Origin of the sequence: Sphaerisporangium dianthi (assembly GCF_042654065.1) — a bacterium.
Taxonomy (GTDB): Bacteria; Actinomycetota; Actinomycetes; order Streptosporangiales; family Streptosporangiaceae; genus Sphaerisporangium; species Sphaerisporangium dianthi.
Genome location: NZ_JBHSFP010000004.1, coordinates 230,675 through 253,698, shown reverse-complemented (window position 1 = coordinate 253,698; position 23,024 = coordinate 230,675). Strand labels below are relative to the sequence as shown.

Annotated in this window: 21 protein-coding genes; 11 read left to right on the top strand and 10 right to left on the bottom strand. The window is 71.7% G+C overall.

All coding sequences use genetic code 11. The features are described from left to right. Nucleotides 1-6: 6 nt before the first annotated feature. The 3 genes from ACFO60_RS09040 to ACFO60_RS09030 all read right to left on the bottom strand — a co-directional run bounded on the left by ACFO60_RS09040 (nt 7) and on the right by ACFO60_RS09030 (nt 1,622). On the bottom strand, nt 7-732 hold the full coding sequence (locus tag ACFO60_RS09040; protein ID WP_380839062.1) for an HAD-IA family hydrolase: 726 nt from the start codon (nt 730-732) through the stop codon (nt 7-9). 58 nt (nt 733-790) lie between these two features. Beyond that, complete coding sequence (locus ACFO60_RS09035) at nt 791-910, bottom strand: DLW-39 family protein (RefSeq protein WP_211264163.1); 120 nt, start codon at nt 908-910, stop codon at nt 791-793. A gap of 319 nt (nt 911-1,229) precedes the next feature. Further along, a complete protein-coding gene (locus tag ACFO60_RS09030; RefSeq protein WP_380839060.1) occupies nt 1,230-1,622 on the bottom strand; it encodes a DUF3224 domain-containing protein in 393 nt (130 codons plus the stop codon). Between the two features lie 227 nt (nt 1,623-1,849). Between ACFO60_RS09030 and ACFO60_RS09025 the strand changes: the two genes are divergently transcribed. The 3 genes from ACFO60_RS09025 to ACFO60_RS09015 all read left to right on the top strand — a co-directional run bounded on the left by ACFO60_RS09025 (nt 1,850) and on the right by ACFO60_RS09015 (nt 5,027). Next, nucleotides 1,850-2,827, top strand: coding sequence for an acetylxylan esterase (locus tag ACFO60_RS09025; RefSeq protein WP_380839059.1), 978 nt, complete (start codon nt 1,850-1,852; stop codon nt 2,825-2,827). A gap of 142 nt (nt 2,828-2,969) precedes the next feature. Next, nucleotides 2,970-4,133, top strand: coding sequence for a 4-hydroxybenzoate 3-monooxygenase (gene pobA, locus ACFO60_RS09020; RefSeq protein ID WP_380839058.1), 1,164 nt, complete (start codon nt 2,970-2,972; stop codon nt 4,131-4,133). A 63-nt stretch (nt 4,134-4,196) separates the two neighbouring features. Next, complete coding sequence (locus ACFO60_RS09015) at nt 4,197-5,027, top strand: MBL fold metallo-hydrolase (RefSeq protein ID WP_380839056.1); 831 nt, start codon at nt 4,197-4,199, stop codon at nt 5,025-5,027. A 203-nt stretch (nt 5,028-5,230) separates the two neighbouring features. On the opposite strand, the gene ACFO60_RS09010 is transcribed toward ACFO60_RS09015, so the two are convergent. Next, nucleotides 5,231-6,301: an endo-1,4-beta-xylanase gene (locus ACFO60_RS09010; RefSeq protein ID WP_380839055.1), complete on the bottom strand. Its 1,071-nt coding sequence runs from the start codon at nt 6,299-6,301 to the stop codon at nt 5,231-5,233. 864 nt (nt 6,302-7,165) lie between these two features. Between ACFO60_RS09010 and ACFO60_RS09005 the strand changes: the two genes are divergently transcribed. Further along, nucleotides 7,166-8,293, top strand: coding sequence for an ATP-grasp domain-containing protein (locus ACFO60_RS09005; RefSeq protein WP_380839054.1), 1,128 nt, complete (start codon nt 7,166-7,168; stop codon nt 8,291-8,293). A gap of 35 nt (nt 8,294-8,328) precedes the next feature. Next, nucleotides 8,329-10,140 (top strand): AfsR/SARP family transcriptional regulator, encoded by a 1,812-nt coding sequence (locus tag ACFO60_RS09000; protein ID WP_380839053.1) that lies wholly within the window; start codon nt 8,329-8,331, stop codon nt 10,138-10,140. Here the strand turns inward: ACFO60_RS09000 and ACFO60_RS08995 are convergent. Then, nucleotides 10,087-11,352: an MFS transporter gene (locus tag ACFO60_RS08995; RefSeq protein ID WP_380839051.1), complete on the bottom strand. Its 1,266-nt coding sequence runs from the start codon at nt 11,350-11,352 to the stop codon at nt 10,087-10,089. The genes ACFO60_RS09000 and ACFO60_RS08995 overlap by 54 nt on opposite strands. Nucleotides 11,353-11,598: 246 nt before the next feature. On the opposite strand from ACFO60_RS08995, the gene ACFO60_RS08990 reads away from it, so the two are divergent. The 4 genes from ACFO60_RS08990 to ACFO60_RS08975 are packed head-to-tail and all read left to right on the top strand — an operon-like array spanning nt 11,599 to nt 16,502. Then, nucleotides 11,599-11,811, top strand: a complete 213-nt coding sequence (locus tag ACFO60_RS08990) for an aroma-sacti cluster domain-containing protein (protein WP_380839049.1) — start codon at nt 11,599-11,601, stop codon at nt 11,809-11,811. Next, nucleotides 11,808-14,885, top strand: coding sequence for an AAA family ATPase (locus ACFO60_RS08985; RefSeq protein ID WP_380839047.1), 3,078 nt, complete (start codon nt 11,808-11,810; stop codon nt 14,883-14,885). The genes ACFO60_RS08990 and ACFO60_RS08985 overlap by 4 nt, the downstream gene beginning before the upstream one ends. Continuing rightward, nucleotides 14,882-15,760, top strand: a complete 879-nt coding sequence (locus ACFO60_RS08980) for a S8 family serine peptidase (protein ID WP_380839045.1) — start codon at nt 14,882-14,884, stop codon at nt 15,758-15,760. Before ACFO60_RS08985 ends, ACFO60_RS08980 begins: the two co-directional genes overlap by 4 nt. Further along, a complete protein-coding gene (locus ACFO60_RS08975; RefSeq protein WP_380839043.1) occupies nt 15,747-16,502 on the top strand; it encodes a GAF domain-containing protein in 756 nt (251 codons plus the stop codon). Before ACFO60_RS08980 ends, ACFO60_RS08975 begins: the two co-directional genes overlap by 14 nt. Nucleotides 16,503-16,568: 66 nt before the next feature. Here the strand turns inward: ACFO60_RS08975 and ACFO60_RS08970 are convergent, their stop codons facing one another. After that, entirely contained in the window at nt 16,569-18,740 is a 2,172-nt protein-coding gene (locus tag ACFO60_RS08970) for a S9 family peptidase (RefSeq protein ID WP_380839041.1), read from the bottom strand. A gap of 422 nt (nt 18,741-19,162) precedes the next feature. On the opposite strand from ACFO60_RS08970, the gene ACFO60_RS08965 reads away from it, so the two are divergent. Further along, nucleotides 19,163-19,390, top strand: a complete 228-nt coding sequence (locus ACFO60_RS08965; RefSeq protein ID WP_380839040.1) for a hypothetical protein — start codon at nt 19,163-19,165, stop codon at nt 19,388-19,390. A gap of 103 nt (nt 19,391-19,493) precedes the next feature. On the opposite strand, the gene ACFO60_RS08960 is transcribed toward ACFO60_RS08965, so the two are convergent. Next, on the bottom strand, nt 19,494-20,339 hold the full coding sequence (locus ACFO60_RS08960) for an NAD(P)H-binding protein (RefSeq protein ID WP_380839038.1): 846 nt from the start codon (nt 20,337-20,339) through the stop codon (nt 19,494-19,496). Between the two features lie 127 nt (nt 20,340-20,466). On the opposite strand from ACFO60_RS08960, the gene ACFO60_RS08955 reads away from it, so the two are divergent. Next, nucleotides 20,467-21,075, top strand: coding sequence for a TetR/AcrR family transcriptional regulator (locus ACFO60_RS08955; RefSeq protein ID WP_380839037.1), 609 nt, complete (start codon nt 20,467-20,469; stop codon nt 21,073-21,075). A gap of 94 nt (nt 21,076-21,169) precedes the next feature. Here the strand turns inward: ACFO60_RS08955 and ACFO60_RS08950 are convergent, their stop codons facing one another. From ACFO60_RS08950 to ACFO60_RS08940, 3 genes are all read right to left on the bottom strand, one after another. Continuing rightward, on the bottom strand, nt 21,170-21,922 hold the full coding sequence (locus ACFO60_RS08950; protein ID WP_380839035.1) for an MBL fold metallo-hydrolase: 753 nt from the start codon (nt 21,920-21,922) through the stop codon (nt 21,170-21,172). A gap of 146 nt (nt 21,923-22,068) precedes the next feature. Beyond that, on the bottom strand, nt 22,069-22,617 hold the full coding sequence (locus ACFO60_RS08945) for a hypothetical protein (protein ID WP_380839033.1): 549 nt from the start codon (nt 22,615-22,617) through the stop codon (nt 22,069-22,071). After that, nucleotides 22,614-23,012, bottom strand: coding sequence for a hypothetical protein (locus ACFO60_RS08940; protein WP_380839032.1), 399 nt, complete (start codon nt 23,010-23,012; stop codon nt 22,614-22,616). The genes ACFO60_RS08945 and ACFO60_RS08940 overlap by 4 nt, the downstream gene beginning before the upstream one ends. Between the last annotated feature and the right edge of the window lie 12 nt (nt 23,013-23,024).

Genomic DNA, 23,024 nt, shown 5'->3' with positions numbered 1-23,024 from the left:
GACAGCTTACCGGGAGGAGGTGGCTACTGGCGCGTTGGCCGGGGCACTGTCGAGGACGAGGGCGGGGAAGTCGGCGATGGAGTCGATGATCGTGGTGGCGCCGCCGCGGAGGAGGCGTTCGCGGCTGTGGACGCCGGACAGGACTCCGGCCACGATGGAGGCGCCGGCTCGGCTGCCGCAGAGCATGTCGCTCTCGGAGTCGCCCACGACGGCCACCTCGCGGACGTCGTCGACGCGCAGCCGCAGGAGGGCCGTGAGGACCATGTCGGGCCAAGGGCGGCCGCGGCCGGCGTCCTCGGGGCAGAGGGCGAGGTCGATCTTGTCCATCCAGCCGACGACGCCGAGGACCCTGCCGAGGGTGGCGCGGCTGAAGCCGGTGATGATGCAGATCTTCACGCCCGCGGCGCGGAGCTTCTCCAGGGCTTCGACGGTGCCGGGGATGGGGAGAAGGCCTGCGCGGTCGATGGCGCCCTCGTAGGAGCGCTCGAAGGTGAGGTTGGCCGCCTGTGCCTGTGCCTCGTTGTCGGGGAAGATGCCGCGGAAGACCTCGATCTTGGGACATCCCCGGGACCGATGCACGTGCACCATGGCCCGCGCGTATGCCCCGGTCCCGGGGACTATGCCCTGCGTCGCGATCGCCTCGGCGAACGCCCGCTCCACCATGGCGATGTCACCGATCGTGGTGCCGGCCAGATCGAGGCAGGCGAGCCTGATGGGTGAGGCGTCGGTCATGCCATCACCTCCGCCTTGATCCAGAGCCATTCACGCACCCGTTCGGCTGCCCAGGTGGTCAGTTCTCGCTGCCGGTGGCCTCAGTCCACAGGTCGAGCTCGGCGCGGTCGGCCTGCACCTTGCGCCAGACCAGCAGCCCCCCAAGGGCGACGAGCGCGAGAACGAGCAGCTTCTTCACGGTGTGACCCCACTTCTCAACGGCCCCATCAGCCAGGGATGGGACGGCGCCGGGTTGCTAACAGATGCTTGCAGCCTAGCAAGGGATCGGCTTCATCCCTGGTTCACCGGTGAAGCGGGTGTCCACAATCTTCTGATACGGAACCATCTTCGCGGCATCCGTTACGAGCATCGGCCCTTCAGGTAAGCGTCGGCCGATGGCTTGAGCAGGGGTTACGCCATACAAGATCAGGATGTCATGTCTGCGGCGATTTCCACGGCTTCGTGCAGAGTGGCCGCGAGCGGCCGGAGGAAGGCGCGGCCCTGAGGTCCCACGATTGTCAGAGCTGGTCGTAGTCGAGGGTGTAGGTGTGGGCGCCGCCGTCCTTGACGATGTGTCCGCCGCCGCGGATGCCGGCGAGTTCGCCGGTGCCGGAGTCCGGGAGGACGGTCCAGCTCAGCGACTGCTCCCCGGCGGATCCGGTGGCGTTGTGATGCAGGACGAAGGTTCCCTTGCGGCCGTGGAGGGCGCCGGTGAAGCGTTCGAACCCCACGTAGGCGGCCGAGCCTTCGACCTGCGCCATCGCGGTGAGGATGTCGGTGGTGCTGGTGCCTTCCAGGTCGCCATGGAAGGTCTTGGTGACGTGGACGCGGGACAGGGTCGCCCCTTCGCGCTCGTCGTAGGTCTCGGGCTCCCAGCCGTCGATGGTGAAGGCACCGCTCGCTCGTGGCACAGTTGTCCTCCTTGAGGTGGTGACGAGTCCACTGTGTCGTGCATATATGCCATCTGCCGTCAGGATCCCGGTCACTCTCCGAACGCAAAACGCCCGAATGCGCCTATGTCCGGACATCGACTGGCACATCTCCTCGCGGATAGCATGCGATCGCGACGCGCTCCGCCCACCCGTGCGCATCGAGCGGCGCGCTCACTCGGTGGCCTCATTCACCCTTGGAGAGGTATATGGCCCTGTTCGACCTGCCGTTGCCGGAGCTGCGGGAGTACCGTCCGGAGCGTGACGAACCCGCCGACTTCGACGCGTTCTGGAAGACGACCCTCGACGAGGCCGCCGGCCATGACCTCGCGCCCGACTTCGCCGACTACGACGCTCCGCTGACCGGCGTGCGGGTCCAGGACACCACGTTCGCCGGATGGGGCGGCGATCCGATCAAGGCGTGGATGCTGGTGCCGGAGGGCGCCGAGCAGGTGCCGTGCGTGGTGCAGTACATCGGTTACTCCGGAGGGCGAGGGCTGCCCATCGACCACACGGTGTGGCCCGCCGCCGGCTTCGCGGCGCTGATAGTGGACACGCGCGGCCAGGGCGGCGCGAACATCCAGAGCCCGGGTGCGACCGGCGACCCGCACGGCGGCGGCCACCCGCAGGCGCCCGGCATGATGACCAGGGGCATCCTCGATCCCGAGCAGTACTACTACCGGCGGGTCTTCACCGACGCCGTGCGCGCGGTGGACGTGGCCGCCGCGCACCCCTCCGTGGACGCCGAGCGCATCGCGGTCTCGGGCGCCAGCCAGGGCGGCGGCATCGCGCAGGCCACCGCGGCGCTGCAGCCGAAGGTCAAGGCGGCGGTGATCGACGTGCCCTTCCTGACGCACTTCCGGCGGGCCGTCGAGATCACCGATCGCTTCCCGTACCAGGAGATCGTGCAGTTCCTGTCCTCGCTGCGCGACAGCGAGGAGCAGGTGTTCCGCACGCTGTCGTACTTCGACGGGGTCAACTTCGCCGCTCGCGGCCGGGTGCCGGCCCTGTACTCGGTGGCGCTGATGGACCTCATCTGCCCGCCGTCGACGGTCTTCGCCGCCTACAACCATTGGGCGGGGCCGAAGGACATCACGGTGTGGCCGTGGAACGGCCATGAGGGCGGCGCGAGCCGCCAGCGTGACGTGCAGCTGCGTTACCTGCGGGAGATCTTCTCCGTCGGCTGAGCCGTCGCGACGGCGCGTGCGCGCGCGGGCGATCTCGCGCGTGCGCGGCCGATCGTCCACAGGCTGTGGACGATCGGCCGCTCTTCCACAGGGTGAAAGCATCGGCTCGCACCCGGCCCGTGCGTGAAGGATGCTTCTTCACATGAGAACTCAGGTCGGCATCATCGGAGCGGGCCCCGCGGGCCTTCTGCTCTCCCATCTCCTCCACCTGCGGGGCATCTCCTCGGTGGTGCTGGAGCGTCAGAGCCGAGACCACGTCGAGAAGCGGGTACGGGCGGGCGTGCTGGAGCAGGGCACGGTCGACACCCTCACCGCCGCCGCCGTGGGCGACCGGCTCCGCCGCGAGGGCCTTCCCCATCAGGGCATCGAACTGAGGTACGACGGCGCGGGGCATCGCATCGCTTTCGAAGAGCTCGTCCCGGGGCGGTCGATCACCGTCTACGGCCAGCAGGAGGTCGTCAAGGACCTGATCGCCGCCCGGCTCGCCGACGGCGGGGACCTCCGGTTCGAGGTGGACGACGCGGCCCTGCACGACCTCGGCACCGACCGGCCGTACGTGACCTTCGGCGGCGAGCGGCTCGACTGCGACTTCGTCGCCGGATGCGACGGTTTCCACGGCGTCTCGCGCCCGTCGATCCCGGCGGGCGTGCTGACGGAGTACGAGCGCGAGTACCCGTTCGCCTGGCTGGGCATCCTGGCCCGGGTCAAGCCGTCGGCGGAGGAGCTCATCTACGCGCGCACCGACCGCGGGTTCGCCCTGCACAGCATGCGCTCTCCTGAGGTCAGCCGCTTCTACCTGCAGGTCCCCCTGGGTGAGGACATCGACGCCTGGCCCGACGAGCGCGTCTGGGCCGAGTTGAAGACCCGGCTCGAGACCGTCCCCGGCTTCGTCCTGGCCACCGGCGAGATCACCGAAAAGGGCCTGACGCCCATGCGGAGCTTCGTGGCGGAGCCCATGCAGTACGGGCGGCTGTTCCTGGCCGGGGATTCCGCGCACATCGTCCCGCCGACCGGCGCCAAGGGGCTGAACCTGGCGGTGGCCGACGTGCGGGTGCTGACCGAGGCGCTCACCCAGTGGTACGAGACCGGCTCCGGCGAGCTGCTGGACGGGTACTCCCAGGCGTGCCTGCGCAGGGTGTGGCGGGCGCAGCACTTCTCGTGGTGGATGACGACGCTGCTGCACACCTTCGAGTCCCAGGACCCCTACGAGCAGCGGCTCCAGCTGTCCTACCTGGACTACGTGACCTCGTCGGAGGCCGCGGCGAAGACGCTGGCGGAGAATTACGTCGGTCTGCCCTTCGGCTAGCCCCGCGCGCCTCGGCCCCGACCTCTTTGCATACCCTGAGATTCCAGGGAACGGGGGATCGAGATGTCTGATCCGACCGAAGCGAGCGTGTACTTCATCGGGAACGCCACGACGCTGATCCGCTGTCATGGCTTCACGCTCCTGACCGATCCGAACTTTCTGCACCGCGGGCAACGCGCGTATCTGGGCTGGGGTCTGAGCACGCGCCGCCGCACCGATCCGGCGATGGAGATCGGGCGGTTGCCGGCCGTCGACGCCGTCGTGCTGTCCCACATGCACGGCGACCACTGGGACCGGGTGACGCGCCGGGGCCTGGACAAGCGCCTGCCGATCTTCACCACCTCGCACGCCGCCGCACGGCTCAGGCGCCAGGGCTTCGGCAACGCGATCGGCCTTTCGACCTGGCAGGACCGGGTGATGATCCGCGACGGGCGCCGCCTGAGAATCACCTCACTGCCGGCCCGTCACGCGCCGGGACCGGCCGAGCGGTTCCTGCCGCCGGTCATGGGCAGCATGCTGGACTTCGGCGGGAACGACGGCGATGTGGACCTGCGCGTGCACATCAGCGGGGACACGCTGCTGGACGAGCGGCTGCACGCGATCCCCCGGCGGTTCCCCGACATCGACCTGGCCATAGTGCACCTGGGCGGCACCAAGCTGCTCGGCACTCTGCTGGTCACCATGGACGGGATGCAGGGCGCCCAGTGGGTGGAGCTGATCGGCGCCGCCCACAACGTGCCCATCCACTACGACGACTACGAGGCGTTCACCTCGGGGCTGGAAGACTTCCGGCAGCACGTCAACCGTCTGGGGCTCTCCGGCCGCGTGCACTGCCTGGCCCGCGGCGAGACCTACCACGTCCTCGGCCGGAGCGCCGGGCGCGGGAGCCGCTGACCCTCTCGGGGAGATCTTCGTGGAAGGAACAGCACGCACGTCCTGATCGCGGTATGCGTCAAGGTCTGCCGCGGTCGGCCGCCGTCTGCCGCGCCGCTGAACCGGCGGGCCCGGGGGAGCCCGCACTCCCCCGGGCCGCGGTCCGGCGACCGGCCCTCACTGGTGGCCGCCGGACGTGTGTCATGCCTCGGGCGGGACGCCCGTCAGGCCCTGCGGACGCCGAGCAGGGCGTCGTAGGCGGGCTTGTGCGCCAGGTTCTCGTCCATGATGCAGGCGGCGCCCTCCCCGGCGAAGACGCCGGGAACCCACGAGTGGCGGTCGGTGAAGCCCCAGACGGTGAACTCGGCACAGCGCGGGTTGGCCGCGCACGTGGACAGCATGCGCTGGTAGTAGGCGGCCTGGGTGGCGAGCTTCTCGGGCGTCACCGGCAGCACCATGCGCACGTCCGCCTCGGTGATCGCGGCCTCCAGGCCGCGATCGGTGAACTGGCGCATGACGTTCGGGAAGTCGCCCGGGTAGTCGTACTGGATGCCCAGGTGCCCCTGGAAGCCGATGCCGTGGATCGGCACGCGCTTGGACTGGAGGTCCTTGACGATCCCGAGGGTGGTGTTGATCTTGGCGGTGTTCCACTCGAGGTTGTAGTCGTTGATGTAGAGCTTGGCGTGCGGGTCGGCCTGGTGCGCCCAGCGGAAGGCGTCGGCGATGTAGCCGGGGCCGAGGTTGGTCATCCAGATGCTCTGACGCATGTTGCCTTCGTCGTCCACCACCTCGTTGACCACGTCCCAGGCGCGTACCTTGCCCCGGTAGCGCCCGACCTCGGTCATGATGTGCTCGCGCAGGATCTTGCGCAGCTCCTTGGCGTCGATGCTTCCGTCGGCGACGCCCTCGGTGAGCCAGACGGGGAGCTGGTTGTGCCAGATGAGGGTGTGCCCGCGGACGTTCTGGCCGTTGCGCTGCGCGTTCTTGACGACGGCGTCGGCGCCGTCCCAGGTGTAGACGCCGCGCTGGGGCTCGACCGACTCCCACTTCATCGCGTTCTCGGCGGTGACGTGCGAGAACTCGCGGTTGAGCACCTTACGGTAGTCCGCCTCGTCCGCCAGGGCCGTGACGTCGACGGTCGAGCCGATGTACACCCTGAGCTTGTGCGCCAGCTCGCGCAGGTCGTGCGGCGCGTGGCCGCCGCCGGGTCCGCCGCCCGGTCCGCCGGCGTACGCCGACGTGGGCAGGGCCAGCGCGAGCGCGATGGCGATCACTCCCAGCAGGAGACGTTTCATGGATCCTCACTCGTGGTCTTCGATGACGATCTCGCGGCCCCCGACAATGGTTCGGGCAACGTCTCCGAAACTTTCGGATCGTTCCCGAGATATTTCGTGTCGTGTCCTGCAACGTAGATGTAACGACCGCGATCGTCAACGGTTCGGACGTCAGGTCCGCGTGAGGCTCGGTGGACGAGCCACGGCGGAGAAAGCGCGTGAAAGTTTCGCCGCCGGACGGGCGGGCCTCGCGCGAGGGCCGCCCACTTGCGCCGTCCCCGGCGAACCATGCCGATCCTTCGGGCGCCGAGGGCTTTCGGACCGGCGCGTTCACCCATGACGCTCGCGAACGCGCCGCCGTCCGCGAGCGCCGGCCACGCCCGCACGGCCCGGCCGCGGCCGGGGCCCGGCGGGGCCGGCCACTGTGCGGGCGCGTCCCGCGCTGCCTGCATTGACATGACCCGCACTCAGGTCCGGCGGCGGAACAAGGCGGGCGCATCACCTTCCGCGTTCCGAACGGTGAAATCCGCCGATCTTTTCAAAGCGGCCGGCGGCGACCCCGTTTCGGACACGGCGCACCGCACAAAATGCGTGACGAACGCTCCGGCGCTCCGGTAAGAACCACCCGGATCATTCGACTGTCAAAATTGTCTACCTGCGGAAACACGGCTTGCAGACCATGCTGACTCGTGCTCTCATTGAGTCACGAACTCCCCACATAGCAGGTCAAAGCCGCCTATTCTCCACATATACATCCTCTTGTCAATAATTCGCCATCATCGCGACTGGTGGAGGTGTGTACGTGAACAGCATGGTGATTTCGCGTGGAGCCTGGGGGGAAGACGCCTGTGACGGTTTCCGCCGGCCCGTGGTTGCGGACGGACGTTGTTAGCGCCTGTCGGCGGTTCGGCGAACGATCTTCCCAGCCGGCTCCACGGCCCTCCCGTCACCGTTGACCTGCGCTCGTCGCACGGCACGGTGTCGTGGTCGCCGCCGAAACCCGACGGCGCCCTGACCGCGACGCCATGCGTCGTCCTCGCCGACCGGGCCGGATGCGGCGAGTTCGCCGTCCTGCAGACCATGTTGCGCCGCCTCGGCGTCCCGAGTGTACGGATCGACGCCGAGGGCGTGACGGCGCTGGATCTGTCCCTCCGGGTCGGCGACCGCGCCCTCACCCTGGACGGCCGTCGCATCGCCCCGACCGTCGTCTGGGCGCGTCACTTCTCCCCCCGGGCGATGCCCGGCGCCGCGGACCCGGCCCTCACCATGGTGCGCGCCGACTCCTGGGCGGCCCTGGCCCGCCAGCTGGCCTCGCTGGCGCCGTCGAACCTGCCCATGAGCGGCCCCGGCCACCTCGAACAGCTCGCCGGCGCCGCGCGCGCCGGAGTCCGCGTCCCCGAGACGACGGTCACCACCGACCCCGCCGCGGCGGCCACGCGGATGGCGGGCCGCCGGTTCGTGGTCAAGGTGGTGGACGAGCACTTCGTCGAGACGGCGCCCGGGCTGCTGGTCGGAGTGTTCCCCCAGATCGCGCACCGCGAGGAACTCACCCGCCGTCCGGCCCTGGACTTCCCGGTCATGGTGCAGGAGTACGTCGAGCACGACTCCGAGCTCCGGGTCTACTACGTGGACGGGGCCGTCCACGCCTACGCGGTCGCCAAACCCTCTCCTGACTCGCCGTGGCGCGACGGAGCGGAGGTGCCGGTGACGACGGCGGCCGTCCCCGCGGCGGCGGCGGAGGCCGTACGCCGGCTCGCGGAGCTCTGGGGCCTGGCCTACGGCGCGTTCGACCTGCTGCTCCGCGGGACGGAGGTGGTGTTCCTCGAGGTCAATGTGGACGGCGACTGGCGCTGGTTCGAGTCCAGGGCCGGGGGGACCGCCGTCTCGGCCGCCGCCGCGCTCATGATCAGAAAGCGCCATCTGGACGCCCTGCGAAGCGCCGGCGCTCCCCCTCCGATCGAGATCGTCGACTTCCTCCTGCTGGGCGCGCCGATCGCCGGCCGCGTCCGGTGACCACCACAGAAGCGGCGCGAAATCAAGGAAAGCGTATGGGTAACGCGGCTCCGTTCCGACTGCACTGTTCGATACTCGGCCCGCTCGAGGTCCGGGTGGACGATCGCACGGCCATCATCGGCGCGCCGAAGCAGCGGCTCCTGCTGGCGATCCTGCTCTGCCACGCGAACGCCGTCATCCCGTCGGACCAGCTGATCGACGCGTTGTGGGGGGAGCGCCCGCCGCGGACGGCGCGCAAGAACCTGCAGGTCTACGTGTCGGGGCTACGGAAGATCTTCGGCTGCCGGCTCAGCTTCGAAGGATGGGGCTACCGGCTCTACGCCGACCCCGCCGAACTGGACCTGCTGCGCTTCCTCGACCTGGCCAGGTCGGGCCGCGCCGCAGTCCGCGCCGGAGACCTCGCGGTCGCGGCCGAGCTGCTCGCCGAGGCCGTGCGCATGTGGCACGACCCGCCCCTGGCCGAGTTCTGCCACGTGCCCCTGGTCGCGAAGGAGATCACCCGCTCCACCGATCTGTTCCTGTCGGTCTACGAGGACTGGGTGGAACTGGAGATCGAGCTGAGCCGCCACGTCGAGGCCCTGGCCTCGCTGGACGCCCTCGCCCCGCGCTTCCCCTCGCGCGAGCGCATCGCCGCCGCGAGGATGACCGCGCTGTACCGGTGCGGGCGCACCTCCGAGGCCCTGTCGCACTTCGAGGTCCTGCGCCGCCACCTCGCCGCAGAGATGGGCCTCGACCCGAGCCCCGTGCTCAGGAACCTCTACCAGGAGATCCTCAAGGGCGACGGACGGCGGCCCGTGGGCGCGGCGGGCCACCCCGCCGCCACGCGCACGCGGCCGATCCAGAGCCTCGCCAACCAGCTGCCGCGCGACATCGCCGACTTCGTCGGCCGCGAGCACGAGGTGCGGCGCATCGTCGGCGAGGCGGCCGCCGTCACTCTCATCACCGGCGAGCCCGGCATCGGCAAGACCGCCCTGGCCGTGCACGTCGCGCACATGCTGGCATCCGGCTTCCCGGACGGCGCGCTCGTCGTCGGCCTGCGCCGCCACGGCGGGGACCCGAGGGCCACCGTCGACCTCCAGCGGGAGATCCTGGAGGCCGTCGGGCTGAACGTCGCCGCCGTCCACGACGACGACGTGCTGGCATCGGTCTGGCGGTCCTGGCTCGCCAACCGGAAGATCCTGCTGATCCTCGACGACTCCCCCGACGAGTCCAGCGTCCGCACGCTGCTTCCCGGCACCACGGCCAGCAAGGTCCTGGTGACCAGCCGGAGCCGGCTCAGCGGGCTGGAGTCGGTGACCCGGGTGGGGCTGGCGCAGCTGTCGCCGGCCGAGGGCATCGAGTTCCTGGGCCGCCTGATCGGGCATGAGCGGGTGCTCGGCGACCTGCCCGCCGTCAGGGCGATCTTCGAAAGGTTCGGGCTGTCTCCCCTGGTCCTGCGCCTGCTCGGCGGCAGGCTCGCCGGGCTCCGGCACGTGCCGGTCGGCCATCTGGCCGACCGGCTGGAGCACTCCGAGAGCGTGCTGGACGAGTTCGTCGCGGGGGAGACGTGCCTGCGCGACCGCTTCGAGGAGTGCTACAACCAGCCCTCGTGGACGCACCGCCCGGCGTTCCTGGCCCTCGGCGCGCTGGCCGGGCCGCCGTTCAGCCACGACGAGCTGGTGGCCGCGCTGGACGGCACCGGCAGATCGGCCGAGCTGGCCATCGAGTCGCTCCTGGAGGCGAACATCCTGTCGGTGCCGCAGCCTGCGGCGAACGGCGCCGAGGTGGTGGCCCAGTCCATGGCCTACACCATGTCACCGCTCGCCCACCGGTTCGCGACCGAACTTCGCGGAGATCACCGGGTCTGAGCCGGCGCCGAGGCCGCGCAGCGCGGGACTGACCGCGGCCAGGGCGCATCCCGAAAGGAGCAGGCCGCCGATGAGCACCAGCGCGGCGGCGCCGCCGGCGTACTGCGCCAGCACGCCTCCCAGCAGGGGCCCGAGCGGGGTCAGCCCCATCGTCGCCATCGTGAACAACGACGTGACCCTGCCCATCATGGTGTCGGGCACCAGCGTGGCGAGCAGGACGCGCAGCACCACGGTCAGAGACGGCACCGCGACCATCGCCAGGAAGAGCGTGACGACCGGCCAGTACGGGCCCATCGGCAGAGCGGTCGCGCACACCGCCAGCGCGAAGAAGCCCACCACCGCCAGCATCAGCCTGCCAGGCGGCAGCAGGCTTCCGATCTTGGCCGAGACGGTGGCCCCGAGCAGGCCGCCCAGCCCGATGCCCGCCAGCACGACGCCCGCCGCGGCCGAGCCGCCGCCCCGCGCCTCGACCATCACGATCACCGGCAGGAGCAGCGCGTTCGCGACGAGGTTCGCCAGCAGGGCGAACGCCAGACCTGCGCGCAGCCCGTCCTGGCGCCAAAGCCAGCGGCCCGCCTCCGCGACGTCCTCGCGAATCCTGGTCCCGCCCGGCTCCGCGGCCGTCTCCGGCCGGCGGGGCACCCTGGCCAGCAGGACGCACACCAGCGAGACCAGGTAGGTGAACGCGTCGACGGCGAACGGGATGCCCCGTCCCAGGCCGAACAGCAGGCCCCCCAGCGGCGGCCCGGCCAGGGACGCCGCGTGCGTGCGCGCCTCCTCCTGCGCGTACGCCGACGGCAGCCGCTCCGCGGGCACGACGGCACGGATCGCGGTCGAACGCGCCGGATCGAAGAACGCGTCCGCCGCGCCGCCGGCCACCGCCACCACGACGACGTGCCACAACGCCACCCTGCCCGCGAAGACCGCGAACGCGAGGGAGGCCAGGGCGAGGACCCGGACCGCCTCGGCGCACACCAGGATGCGCCGCCGGTCCCACCGGTCCACCCACACCCCCGCGGGCAGGGAGACCAGCAGGTTGGCGGTGACGCGGCAGGCGCCGACCAGTCCCGCCGTCACGGCCGAGCCGGTGACGGCCAGGATCAGCAGCGGGAACGCCACCCAGGTGATCGCCGATCCCAGCTCGGAGGTCGCCGATCCCGCCCAGAGCACCTGGAAGCGGAGGTTGCGGCGCAGCGAGGGCGGCTCGTTCACGGTTCCACCTCCGTCCGCTCGGTCGAGGAGCGTCCGCGTCCGGCCCGGCCATGGCGCCCCCGCGAAGGCGCGTGGCCGGAGCCGCCCGGCGGCGAACCACACGCTAGGGGCGTCCAGTTTCGGGCCAGTTTGGGGCCAGTATGGCGACGGCATGGCGGCGCCATACTGCCGCCAAACCCCGCGTGTCTAGCGTGTGAGTCGCCGGGCGGCCTGCAGGCCGCGGCGGGCGCGACCAGGAGGTGGCCGATGGACAGCCGCGAGATTCGGACCGGGCCGAAGCCGTTCGACGCGTTGACCATCCTGCGCGAGGCCGGTCATCCGATCGACCTGCTCAGCGAACGGCAGCGGCAGGTGTTCGCGGAGCTGAGCCGGCCGGAGGTCGATCTGCTGAACTCCATCAAGACCCGCCTGGACGCCGTGGCGGGCGAGGTCGAGGGCCATGAACTGAAGCTCGTATGACCACCAGGGCGCCCCGCCCCGCGCGCCGCCACGTCGTCGTCCTGTTCATCGACCTGGTCGGATCGACCGAGCTGGCCGAGCGTCTCGACCCGGAGCTGCTGCGGCACATCCTGGACCGGTACTACCAGGCGTGCACGTCGGGCATCGGCGAGCACGGCGGCGTGGTGGAGAAGTTCATCGGCGACGCGATCATGGCCGTGTTCGGCATCCCGATCAGCAGTGAGGACGACGCCCTGCGCGCGGTCCGCGCCGCCCACACCGCCCTGGCCCGGGTACGGGAGCTGAGCGACGGGCTCGCCCCGACGCACGGGCTCCGGCTGGAGGTGCACTGTGGCGTCTCCGCCGGTGAGGCCGTGGTCATCGACATGCCCGGCTCCGACCTGCGCGTCATCGGCGACACCGTCAACACGGCGGCCCGGCTGCAGTCGGCGGCGGGCACCGGCGAGATCCTCGTCGGGGACGAGGTCGCCCGCATGGTCCGGACGCAGGCGCGCCTGGAGGCCGTGCCGCCGCTCACGCTGAAGGGCAAGAGCGGCCCCGTGCGGGCGTGGCGGGTGTCGTCGCTGGAGCCGGAGACCACGCGGCGCGGCGACGACGCCGTCCCGCTCATCGGCCGCGACGACGAGATGGAACAGCTCCGCCAGTCGTACCGGCGCGCGTCGCGGGGCCGCCGATGCTGCGTCGTCACGCTGCTCGGCACGCCCGGCATCGGCAAGTCCCGGCTCGTGCGCGACTTCGTCCACACCCTGCCCGAGGAGGTGACCGTCATCTCCGGCCGGTGCCGCTCGTACGGGGCCGGGATCACCTACCGGCCGGTGGCCGAGATGCTCGAATCCCTCAACGGCGCCTGGGCGGACATCACCCCGGCGGTGGAGCCCACGAGCGTGCCTGCCCTGCGCGGCCTGATGACCGCCGACGCCTCGCGCACGCCGCGGGGCGGCGAGGTGGCCAGGGTCGAGGAGGTCGCGCGCGCGGTGCGGACCCTGTTCGAGGCGCTGGCACGGCACCGGCCGCTCGTGGTCGTCTGGGAGGACCTGCACTGGGCGGAGCCGACGCTCCTCGACCTGATCGACGACCTCGCGACGTGGCTGGTGGACGTGTCGGTCCTGCTGGTCTGCGTGGCCAGGCCCGAACTGCTCGAAGCCCGCCCGACCTGGGGCGGAGGCATGGCGTGCTCCTCGTCGCTGGAACTCGGCGCGCTCGACCACGCCCAGATGGAGCTCCTGGTCGCCACGCTGTCGGCGGCCCGGACGCCGGAGGCCGAGGTGGTCGGCCATGGCATGGACGGCGTGTGCGTACGGGTCGCCGAGAGCTCCGACGGCAACCCCCTGTTCGCCGAGCTCATGCTGGAGACCCTGGCCGAGGAGGGGGAGGACGCGCCCCTGCCGCCCACGATCCAGGCCCTGCTCGGCGCACGCCTGGACCGGCTCGGCGACGGCGAGCGCGAGGTGCTGGAGCGGGCCTCGACCATCGGCCACGTCTTCACCGCCGACCAGCTTCACCTGCTGTGCCAGGACGGCATGGACGGGCAGCCGGCGGTCGACGAGCTGCTGCGGCGCCTGCTGCGGCGCAGCATGGTCCGCCGGCGGGAGGCGCCCGGCTCCTACCAGTTCACCCAGACCCTCACCCGCGACACGGTCTACGCCATGACGCGCAAGGAGCTGCGAGCGGAGTGGCACCTGGCCCTGGCCGACCGGCTGTCCAGGCCGGCCGGGACGGCGAGGCCGCGGCGCGACGGGTCGGACGAGGAGTCCTCGCACGGCGACCTGACCCACCACCTGGAGGCCGCCTGCCTCCTCCGGCGGGAGGTCCGGCCGGACGACCCGCTGCTGCCGGCGCTCACCGAACGGGCCGCGCGCGCCCTCATCGACGAGGGCACCCAGGCGCTGCACCGCAACGACCTGCCCGCCGCCCTCGCCCTGCTGGAACGCGGGCGCGACCTGCTGCCCGCGGGGAACCCCGAGCACCGCCCCCTCGCGGTCCGCATCTGCGACGCCGGGCTGGCCCGCGGCGACGGCGGCCGGGCGTTCGCCGCGCTGGACACCGCCGAGCGCATGCTGCCGGACGACCGGCGGACCCGGCTCACCTGCGCGATCCAGCGCGAGACGCTGGCGGTGCGTTTCGGCACCCGACCCGCCGCGCCCGAGCCGCTGCGCGACCTGCTCGCCGGCGACCCCGGCGACGACCTGGGCTGGTGCCGCTTCCACCAGTTCGAAGCGCTGGTGAGCACCCTCGCGGGCCGTTCCGGGGCCGCGGAGGCCGCGCTGCGCGAGGGCCTCGTCCGCGCCCGGTCACTGGGGGACGGGTACGAGGAGGACCGCCTGCTCAGCGGGCTGTGCGAGCTGGCCCAGTGGTCCCCGACGCCGCTGCGCGAGAGCCTCGCGCTGTGCGCCGAGCTGTCGGCCAGGTTCGGCGGGGACCGGGCGCTGCTCATCCCCGTGCTGCTCACCGAGGCCCGCCTGCTGGCCCTGGCCGGGGACGTCACCGCCTCCCGGACCGTGCTGGCCACCGCCGAACAGCACACCAGCGACCTCCACCTCGACATGGCGGCGACCGCGGTGAACCAGGTGCGCGGCCTGGTGGAGTCGCTCGTCGGCCGGCACGCGGCGGCCGAGACGCTGTTCCGGCGGTGCGCGGCGGCCCTGCACCGGGCCGGGCACGCCGAACCGGCCAGGACGCTGGAGGTGTACGCGGCGCGCGAGCTGCTGCGGCAGGGCCTGGCCCCGGAGGCCGGGGAGGCGCTCGACCGGCTGGAGGCGGGCGGCGGCCGCCTGCAGACCCGCGGCGAGCTGGTCCTGCTCGCCGTGCGCGGGCGGCTCGCCTCCCTCGGCGGCGACCACCGCGCCGCCCTCGCCTTCGCGGGCCGGGCGGAGCGGGAGCTGCACCGTACCGACGACCCGTGCCTGCGCGGCGATGTGATGGTCGACCTCGCCGTCGCCTACCAAGCGGCCGGGCATCCCGCCGAGGCGGCCGCGGCCGCCGAACGCGCGTTGCGCGACTACACCGCCAAGGGCGCCGACCTGCCCGCCGGGCGGATCCGCGCGTGGATCGCCGAGCAGAAAGGACCCCGGTGACGCAGCCACCGTGGCGCCGCGAGCGGCGCGAGCACTTCCCCGGCCTGCCCGCCTGGAGCGCCGCCACCTCCAGGCTGGCCCTGGAGGACTTCGGGGTCATCCGCCACGAGCGGGTCACCCAGCAATGGGCGTGGGGCGGCGCGCGCGGGGCCGGGGTACGCGTCTGCCTGCTCGACACCGGCGTCGACGCCGCGCATCCGATGGTGGGCGGCCTCGAACGGTCTCTCATGGTCGCGGGCGACGGCGACGGAGCGGAGCCGGCGGTCACCGACTGCGTGCCGGCCGACCCGGCCGGCCACGGGACGGCGTGCGCGGGCGTGATCCGGTCGATCGCGCCCGCGGTGAGCCTGACGTCGGTTCGGGTGCTGACCGACGGGCGGTCCGGCAGCGGCGCGGCCCTGCTCGCCGGGCTGCGCTGGGCCGTCGACGAGGGGTTCGACCTGATCAACCTCAGCCTGTCGACCACGCGGAGCGAGTTCCTGCCCGCGCTGCACGAGCTGGCCGACCGCGCGTACTTCCGGCGATGCCTGATCGTCGCGGCCGCGCACAACATGCCCGTGCTGAGCTTCCCGTGGACGTTCTCGTCGGTCATCTCGGTGGCCAGCCACGACGAGCCGAACCCGATGGTCTACTACTACAACCCCGCCCCGCCGGCCGAGTTCTACGCGCGCGGCGTGCGCGTCCCCGTGGCCTGGCGGGGCGGCCGCAGGATCCGCAGCAGCGGCAACAGCTTCGCCGCGCCGCACGTCACCGGCATCTGCGCGCTCATCCTCAGCAAGTATCCGCTGATGACACCGTTCCAGCTCAAGTCGGTGCTCTATCTGGCCGCGAACAACGTCGTCACACGCAACGGAGATGCGTATGTCGCTGTATGACCATCTGCCCCTCGATGACGGAGAGATCACCGAGCGCCGGCTGCTGCAGTCCATCGTGGAGGTCGCCCGGCACGTGTTCGACTCGGCCGCCGCGTCGGTCTTCCTCGTGGATCCCGACACCGGCGAACTGGTCTTCGAGGCGGTGTCGGGCAAGGGGGAGGGGCACCTGCTGGGGACGCGCTTCCCACCGGGGACGGGCATCGCCGGCTGGGTCGCGGCGAGCGGCCAGCCGATGATCGCCGACGACGTGGCCGAGACGCCGCAGTTCGCCCACGACGCGGCCGAGTCCACCGGGTACGTCCCGAACAGCATCATGGCCGCGCCGCTCGTCCGGCACGAGCGGTGCATCGGGGTGCTCGAGGTGCTGGACCGGTCGTACTCCTCGCACCGCCCCGGCGGCTCGGGCGAGACCGGCGCGAACGACCGCCCCGGCGCGAACGACCGCCCCGGCGCGAACGACGGCCCCGGTGAGCGCGCCGGAGCCGCCGATTCGGGCGACTCCGGCGATTCCGGCGGCTCGCGCGGCGAGCTGGCCGACGTGCACCTGCTTGGGCTGCTCGCCGCGCAGGCCGCGTACGGGCTGGAGCTGCTGCTACGGCTGCGCGACGCGAGCGCCTCCGCCTCCCCCGGCGACGACGTCCACGTGCTGCTGCAACGCATCTCGGCGCGGGTGCCCAAGGGAGCGAGGACGGCCCATCCGACCGCCCTGAAACTCCTCGCGGCGGCCGAGGAGCTCCTCTGACGCCCTCTGCTGGACGGATTCACCGCCGCGCGCCCTCACCCGGGCGCCGGTCCCGCGCGGCTCCGCTCAGCGCGCCGCGCGGTGCGGCAGTCCGAGGGCGCGTCGCAGGAAATCCAGCTGGTGGAGCAGGAGGTTCTCCGCCACCGACTCGTCGGAGGGCAGGTGCGTCGCCCGCGGCAGCGGCAGCACCTCGTGCGGCCGTCCCGCCGCCAGGAGTGCCGCCGAGAACCGCAGGGTGTGCGCCGCGACCACGTTGTCGTCCGCCAGCCCGTGCACCAGCAGCAGCGGGCGGCTGAGATCGGCCGCCGAAAGGATCGGCGAGCAGCGGTCGTAGGCCTCCGGGTGCTCGTCGGGGTGGCCGAGGTGACGCTCCCGCCAGTGCGTGTCGTACAGCCGCTGGTCGGTGACCGGAGCGCCGGCGACGGCGGCGTGGAAGACGTCCGGGCGCCGCAGCACCGCCAGAGCGGCGAGGTACCCGCCGAAGGACCAGCCGCGCACGGCGACCCTCGTGAGGTCCAGCTCCGGACGCATCCGCGCCGCTTCCCGCAGCGCCGTGACCTGGTCATCCAGCACCGGGTCCGCGAGGTCCATGTGGACGGCCCGCTCCCAGGCCGGCCCCCGGCCGGGCGTGCCGCGCCCGTCCACCGCGAGCACCGCGAAGCCCTGCTCGGCGAACCATTGCGACACATATGTCCACCACGCCCGCTCGGCGGTCACCTTGCGCATCGCGGGCCCGCCGTAGGGATCCATCAGCACCGGCAGCGGACCGTCGTCCGAGCGGTGCCAGGAGGGCAGGAACAGCGCGGCGCGCAGCTCGCGCGGCCCGAGGGCGAGCAGCTCCACCCGCAGGTCGAGCACGGGAGACGCGGCCGACGAGGCGATCTCCAGGGGGACCGGCCGTTCCGCGCCGCCTTCGCCGGGCGCCATGCCGCCGCCGGTGCCGTCGTCCTCGGCCGGGCCGTCGCGCAGGACGAGCGTGCGCGTGCCGGGACGGTCCAGGGTCCGGGAGAACAGGACGGTGGTGCCCGCCCGGCGAGTGCCGGTGTGCACGCCCGGCTCCTCGCTCACCTGCCGCAGCCCAGAAACCGGGTCGTACGCCCACAGATGGATCTGCGTAGGGTCCTCCTGCGAGGCGGTGAACAGCACCGTCTCGCCGTCCACCGCGACCACCGCGTCGAGCTGAAGCCCCGGCGGGGTGACGGGGCGGCCGCTGGCGACGAGCTTGCGCGTGTCGTCCTGATCGACGCTGGTCAGCAGGACGCCCTGCGCGGTCCGCGCCGGCAGGCCCGGCACGAGTTCCACCCAGGCGTCGTCGTCTTGCCCGGACAGCACCTCGGCCAGTCCGGTGGCGGCGTCGACGCCGAGGACCCGGACGCGGCGCTGGTCGCGGCTCTGCACGGCGGCGTGGGGGCCGGACGCGTCCCACCCGGCCTCTACCAGGTACTCGAACGCCTTGGCGTCCCAGTCCACCGCGGTGAGCGCCCCGCCCTCCGGCCCGTCCACCTCGGCGATCCACAGGCTCACCTCGGCGTTGGCGGTGCCGGCGGCCGGGTAGGGGAAGGAGGTCGGCGGGCGGGACGGGTCCATGGGGTCGGCGATGTGCCAGCGCTGGACGCGAGCGGTGTCCACCCTGGCCACCAGCACCCGGCGCCCGTCCGGCGCCCACCAGTACCCGCGGTGCCGGCCCATCGACTCGGCGGCGACGTGCTCCGCGAGCCCGAAACCGACCTCGGGGCCGTCCGGGGCGGCGACCACCCGGTCCCCGCCACCGTCGGCCTCCACCACGCGCAGCGCGCCGCCGCTGACGTACGCGACGCGCCGCCCCGTCGGGTCCGGTCGCGGGTCGACCGCCGGTTCGGCGACCGGCAGCCGGCGCACCGCGCCGTCGGCAGGGCGGAAGGTCCACAAGGCGCCGGACAACGCGAAGGCCAGCACCTCGCAGGCGCCGTCCGCGGCGTAGGAGACGATGCCGGACGACAGCTCGCGGGCGCGTTCGCGGCGGGTCCGCTCCTCGGGCGACAGCCGTTCCTCCTCGCCTTGGAGCAGGGGAAGCGGGTCCACCAGCAGCCGCTCCCGGCCGGTGGCGACGTCCAGCGCCCACAGGCAGGAGACCGGGTCGTCCCCCGCCCTGGTGCGCAGGAAGAAGACCGTGCCGCCGTCGGGCGACACGGTGACGTGACCGGGGACTCCGAGCGCGAAACGGCGCGTGCGGGCGAGCTGCCGTGGCAACGAGGGCATGGCCATGCTTCTCCTTCTTCGAGGCGCCGGCCACCCGCGTGCCTGCTCTCAGGGACAGGACGCGCCATGGCGGCCGCGCGACCGGGCGCGATGTGCGCGCGCCGATGGACACCTGAAAAGCAGGATGGCCGCCCCCGGAACCGGGAAGGCGGCCTTATATATGGACACATCTTAGCACCGGCCGCGCCTGGCCTCGTCCCTGCCCTGGTCAGCGCCCGCTCCGGTGGCGGGGTGAACGTTTCACTTTCCCGGCGCACCCGCTTCGCTCATCGGGCAGGTCATGCCGGTTCCCCCCGCCGCACCCCGTGGGCGGCGCCTGGTCAGCGGGCGCCCGCCGATGCGATAGTTCCTGTGCCACTCCACGATCAAGAAGCCTGTGGGGTGCCCCGCATGTCCCGGTTCCACACCGCAGGAGGATCGGAATGCGCAAAGTACGGGCTTTCCTCGTCTCGGCCGCCCTCGTGGCGGGCGTGTCGCTGTCCCTCGGGACGGCGCCCGCGCAGGCCGAGAGCATCCGGTACGTCTACTACTACTACTCCGACTGCCAGAACGGCGGGCAGCTCGGCATCCAGTGGGGATGGTGGACTTCCTACTACTGCTCCTACCAGAGCTACGGTGGCTCCGAGGGCAGGTACTTCCTGTACGCCTGACGCCTCCGCCACCCCCCGCCCGCGACCTTTCGGCCGCGGGCGGACGTGCGGGAGTGGACGCCGCGCGCGAGCGTGAGCGCCACGCGATGACGCGCGGGCCCGATCACCGGAAGGCGGCGGCGTTGCGGTTCGCCCAGTCTGCGAACGTGCGGGGCGCGCGGCCGAGGACCCGCTCGATGTCAGGGCTGATCCGTTGCTCGGCGGCCGTGGGCGCGCCGATGATGGCGAGAGTGGTGTCGGCCACGGCCTCGGGCATGAACCGCAGCATCTCCGCCCGGGCCTCGTCGCGGGTCTGCTCGATGAACGTGATCGGCTCGCCGATCGCGTCGCCGATCGCCCGTGCCCTCTCCCTCGGCGAGCTGAGAGCGGGTCCGGTCAGCTCGTAGACCTGCCCCGCGTGCCCGTCCTCGCGCAGCGCCGCGGCGGCGACCTCGGCGATGTCGGCCGGGTCGACGGCCGGCAGGCCGACGTCGCCGAACGGCGCCGCGACGGCCCGCCGGGCGCGCACCTGCCCGGCCCAGGCGTAGGCGTTGGAATCGAAGCCGCCGGGACGCAGGATCGTCCACTCCAGGCCCGACTGCCGGACGGCGTCCTCGATGGACCGTCCCAGAACGCCATGGGAAGGAGACTGCGGGCGGGTCACCACCCCCTGGGAGGACAGCAGCACCACCTGCCGGACTCCGCCGGCCTTGGCGACGTCGAGAATGTCGCGCGGGCTGAGCAGGTGGGCGTTCGCGCCGGAGTTCATGAAGAACAGCGCGTCGGCGCCGTCGAACACCGGCCGGAGGCTCTCGGGGTCGGCGAGGTCCGCCCGCTTGTGCGGCACGCCGTCCGGCACGGTCCCCTCCGACACTCCTCGGGACACCGCCGTCACCGCCTCCCCAGCGGCCGCGAGCGCCCGCACGAGCGTACGGCCGACGTTCCCGGTCGCCCCGGTCACTACGATCATGGACTTCTCCCATTCCGGATGTGATCACCAGTGGCCGGGATCTTGACGCCCGACCAAGTCAGTCAGCTGACTAACTCACGGGAGTGACCATAGCCAGGCTGGGCACTGATTGTCTATAGTTAGTCAGGTGACTGACTCAGAGATCGACGCCCGTCCCGCGGTGGTCACGAAGCAGGGCAAACGCGAACGCCTTACGGCCGCGGCGGTGCGGGTGCTCCACGAACGAGGCGTCGAGAAGACCACCCTCGCCGACATCGCCCGCGCCGCCGACATCCCCGTGGGCAACGTGTACTACTACTTCAAGACCAAGGACGACCTGGTCGAGGCCGCCATCGGGGCGCACGAGCACAGCCTCAAGACGATGATCTCCGCGCTGGACGGGCTGCCCACCCCGCAGGACCGCCTGAAGACCCTTATCAGCGGCTGGGTGGAGCAGCGCGACCTCGCCGCGCGGTTCGGCTGCCCCTTCGGCACCCTCAGCTCCGAGCTCGACAAACGCGCCGACGGCCTCGACCGCACCGCCGCCGAGGTGATGCGCATACTGATCGACTGGACCGAGCGGCAGTTCCGCGCGATGGGCCGCGACGACTCCCGTGACCTCGCCGTCGCCCTGATCGCCGCCTACCAGGGCATCTCGCTGATCACCAACACCCTCCGCGACCCCGAGCTGATGACCCGCGAAGGCGACCGCCTGCAACGCTGGATCGACTCCCTGACCTCAGACCCGACCTCGTGACCCCGCCCACCCGAACGCGGCGCGGCCAGGCGGGCCGGCGGTGTGCGGACTCTCCCTGACATCCGTCGTGCCCAGGCTCCGCCGCCTCGCATCGTCAGGCGGACATCAAGGTGACCGGTCGCCCTGGATCGGGGGAAACGAGCAGGTGGCTGAGACCGGCTTCGGAGAAGGCCGTGTGCACGTCCGCCCGGTTCTCGGTGAAGTGGCTCCAGCCCTCGATATGGAGCGGCACGACGTGCCGGGCTTTCAGCACACGCGTGGCGATCACCATCTCGGCGGCGTTCAAGGTGAGCCGCTCGTCGAGCATGGGGACGCGGGCGGCGCCGCCGAACAGCAGCGCGACATCGATGGCCGGGAAGCGCCCGGCGATGAGCTCCACGTACTCCAGCGAAGCGTTGTCCCCGCTGACGTAGATGGTGGGCGACCCGGCGCAGGTGAGCACGAAGCCGGTGACCTGACCGACGATGGGCTCGCTTCCCGGCGGGCCGTGCAGGGCGGGAACGGCGGTGACGCGAACCGGGCCGACATCGTGGTGTCCCCAGGGCCGCAGGGGAGTGACTCCGGTGTTCGCGGCGGCCGCGGGTGTGCTCAGGGTCAGCGACGCGGCGGTCATCGCCTCGCGGCCCAGGTTGTCCAGGTTGTCGGGATGCTGGTCGTGACTGAGCAACACCAGGTCCACCCGGCCGACGTCGGCGGAGGAGAGGGCCGGACCGGCGGTCTTGGTGAGCGTGAGCGGCCCGACGGGGTGATCTCCCGGCGGATCGAAGGTCGGGTCGGTGAGGATGCGCAGCCCGCCGAGTTCCAGCAGGGCCGTCGGGCCGCCGATCACGGTGATGGTGGTCGTCATGGGCAACTCCGCTGGCCGCACCGTCGGGCATCGTGTGCACCACGTTAACCCAACAAGGCGCGGGGCCCTCTCAGGCTTGCCATGGCCGCCCGGGGCGGCCATGACGAGCCGTCTTCACCACACCGTGCTCACCGGCCCCGGGGCCGTCAGACGGTCAGTATCCGCAGGGCGGGATAGTTGACCGAGTTCAGGTACAACTTGTCGGTGCCCTGTTCCTTCTCCAGCTCAAGGACGAACCGATAGCGGTAGACCCCCGGCTTGGCGTCGCTCATCACCGCCCCGGCCCAGTAGTAGTAGACGGCGGTGTACTGGTCGCGCATCCGGTCGGGAGCGCCGTAGACCTTGAGTTCGGTCATGATCCGGCGCTCGGCGACGTCGTCCTCGTCACCCTTCTCGATGTCGAGGAAAACCAGGTTGTTGATCTTCGGCATCGGAGGCCAGGTGCCGTCCTGACGGCGGTGCATGTCGATCGGGCGGACGATCCAGTTGATCACCTGCCCCTGCTTGCAGATGGTCTCCAGATGGTCGCTACCCTGCCCGACTCCCCCGACGCTGTTGTCCATCATGTAGAGGCAGCCGTCCAGGGACTTGGTCGCGGCGGCCTTCTCCATGTCGATGAGGGTCACCACGTTCAGCTGGACGGAGTTGAGCTGGCCGCGGTCGGCGAAGTCCGTGGCCGCGTACGCCTGGGTCATCGGCCTTCCTTTCCTACGCCGGCGGAACCGGTCAGGGCCGGCCGGGCGGTCGGGGTGAACGGCGTGCCCACGGTGCCGAGCAGGAAGGAGAGCCGGTACGGTACCGGCTTGGTGAGAGCTTCCTTGACCTCGGCGGTCCAGAACACGATGTCGGTGCCGGGATACACCCTCCGCGTGGGCTCGGCGATCCGCGGGTCGATCTCGATGTCGGCGAGGGCCACGTAGGTCTCGCACTCCAGCGGGATCACGTTCCACAGCAGCGTGTCGCCCTTGCGTACCAAGCTGCGCAGCTCCGGAGTGCCGAAACCGGAGGACCCCGCGGCCCTGTTGGTGTCGTAGAGGTAGAGGTTGCCGTCCAGGTTCTCCGACGCCAGCGCGGCCACGGGGTCGACCACCGCAGTGATCGT

What these genes read in the sequence shown, in the direction of transcription:
- ACFO60_RS09040 (WP_380839062.1), bottom strand. Translation starts at nt 732, where the DNA reads ATGACCGACGCCTCACCCATCAGGCTCGCCTGCCTCGATCTGGCCGGC.
- ACFO60_RS09025 (WP_380839059.1), top strand. Translation starts at nt 1,850, where the DNA reads ATGGCCCTGTTCGACCTGCCGTTGCCGGAGCTGCGGGAGTACCGTCCG.
- pobA (WP_380839058.1), top strand. Translation starts at nt 2,970, where the DNA reads ATGAGAACTCAGGTCGGCATCATCGGAGCGGGCCCCGCGGGCCTTCTG.
- ACFO60_RS09015 (WP_380839056.1), top strand. Translation starts at nt 4,197, where the DNA reads ATGTCTGATCCGACCGAAGCGAGCGTGTACTTCATCGGGAACGCCACG.
- ACFO60_RS09010 (WP_380839055.1), bottom strand. Translation starts at nt 6,301, where the DNA reads ATGAAACGTCTCCTGCTGGGAGTGATCGCCATCGCGCTCGCGCTGGCC.
- ACFO60_RS09000 (WP_380839053.1), top strand. Translation starts at nt 8,329, where the DNA reads ATGGGTAACGCGGCTCCGTTCCGACTGCACTGTTCGATACTCGGCCCG.
- ACFO60_RS08990 (WP_380839049.1), top strand. Translation starts at nt 11,599, where the DNA reads ATGGACAGCCGCGAGATTCGGACCGGGCCGAAGCCGTTCGACGCGTTG.
- ACFO60_RS08985 (WP_380839047.1), top strand. Translation starts at nt 11,808, where the DNA reads ATGACCACCAGGGCGCCCCGCCCCGCGCGCCGCCACGTCGTCGTCCTG.
- ACFO60_RS08975 (WP_380839043.1), top strand. Translation starts at nt 15,747, where the DNA reads ATGTCGCTGTATGACCATCTGCCCCTCGATGACGGAGAGATCACCGAG.
- ACFO60_RS08970 (WP_380839041.1), bottom strand. Translation starts at nt 18,740, where the DNA reads ATGCCCTCGTTGCCACGGCAGCTCGCCCGCACGCGCCGTTTCGCGCTC.
- ACFO60_RS08965 (WP_380839040.1), top strand. Translation starts at nt 19,163, where the DNA reads ATGCGCAAAGTACGGGCTTTCCTCGTCTCGGCCGCCCTCGTGGCGGGC.
- ACFO60_RS08960 (WP_380839038.1), bottom strand. Translation starts at nt 20,339, where the DNA reads ATGATCGTAGTGACCGGGGCGACCGGGAACGTCGGCCGTACGCTCGTG.
- ACFO60_RS08950 (WP_380839035.1), bottom strand. Translation starts at nt 21,922, where the DNA reads ATGACGACCACCATCACCGTGATCGGCGGCCCGACGGCCCTGCTGGAA.
- ACFO60_RS08945 (WP_380839033.1), bottom strand. Translation starts at nt 22,617, where the DNA reads ATGACCCAGGCGTACGCGGCCACGGACTTCGCCGACCGCGGCCAGCTC.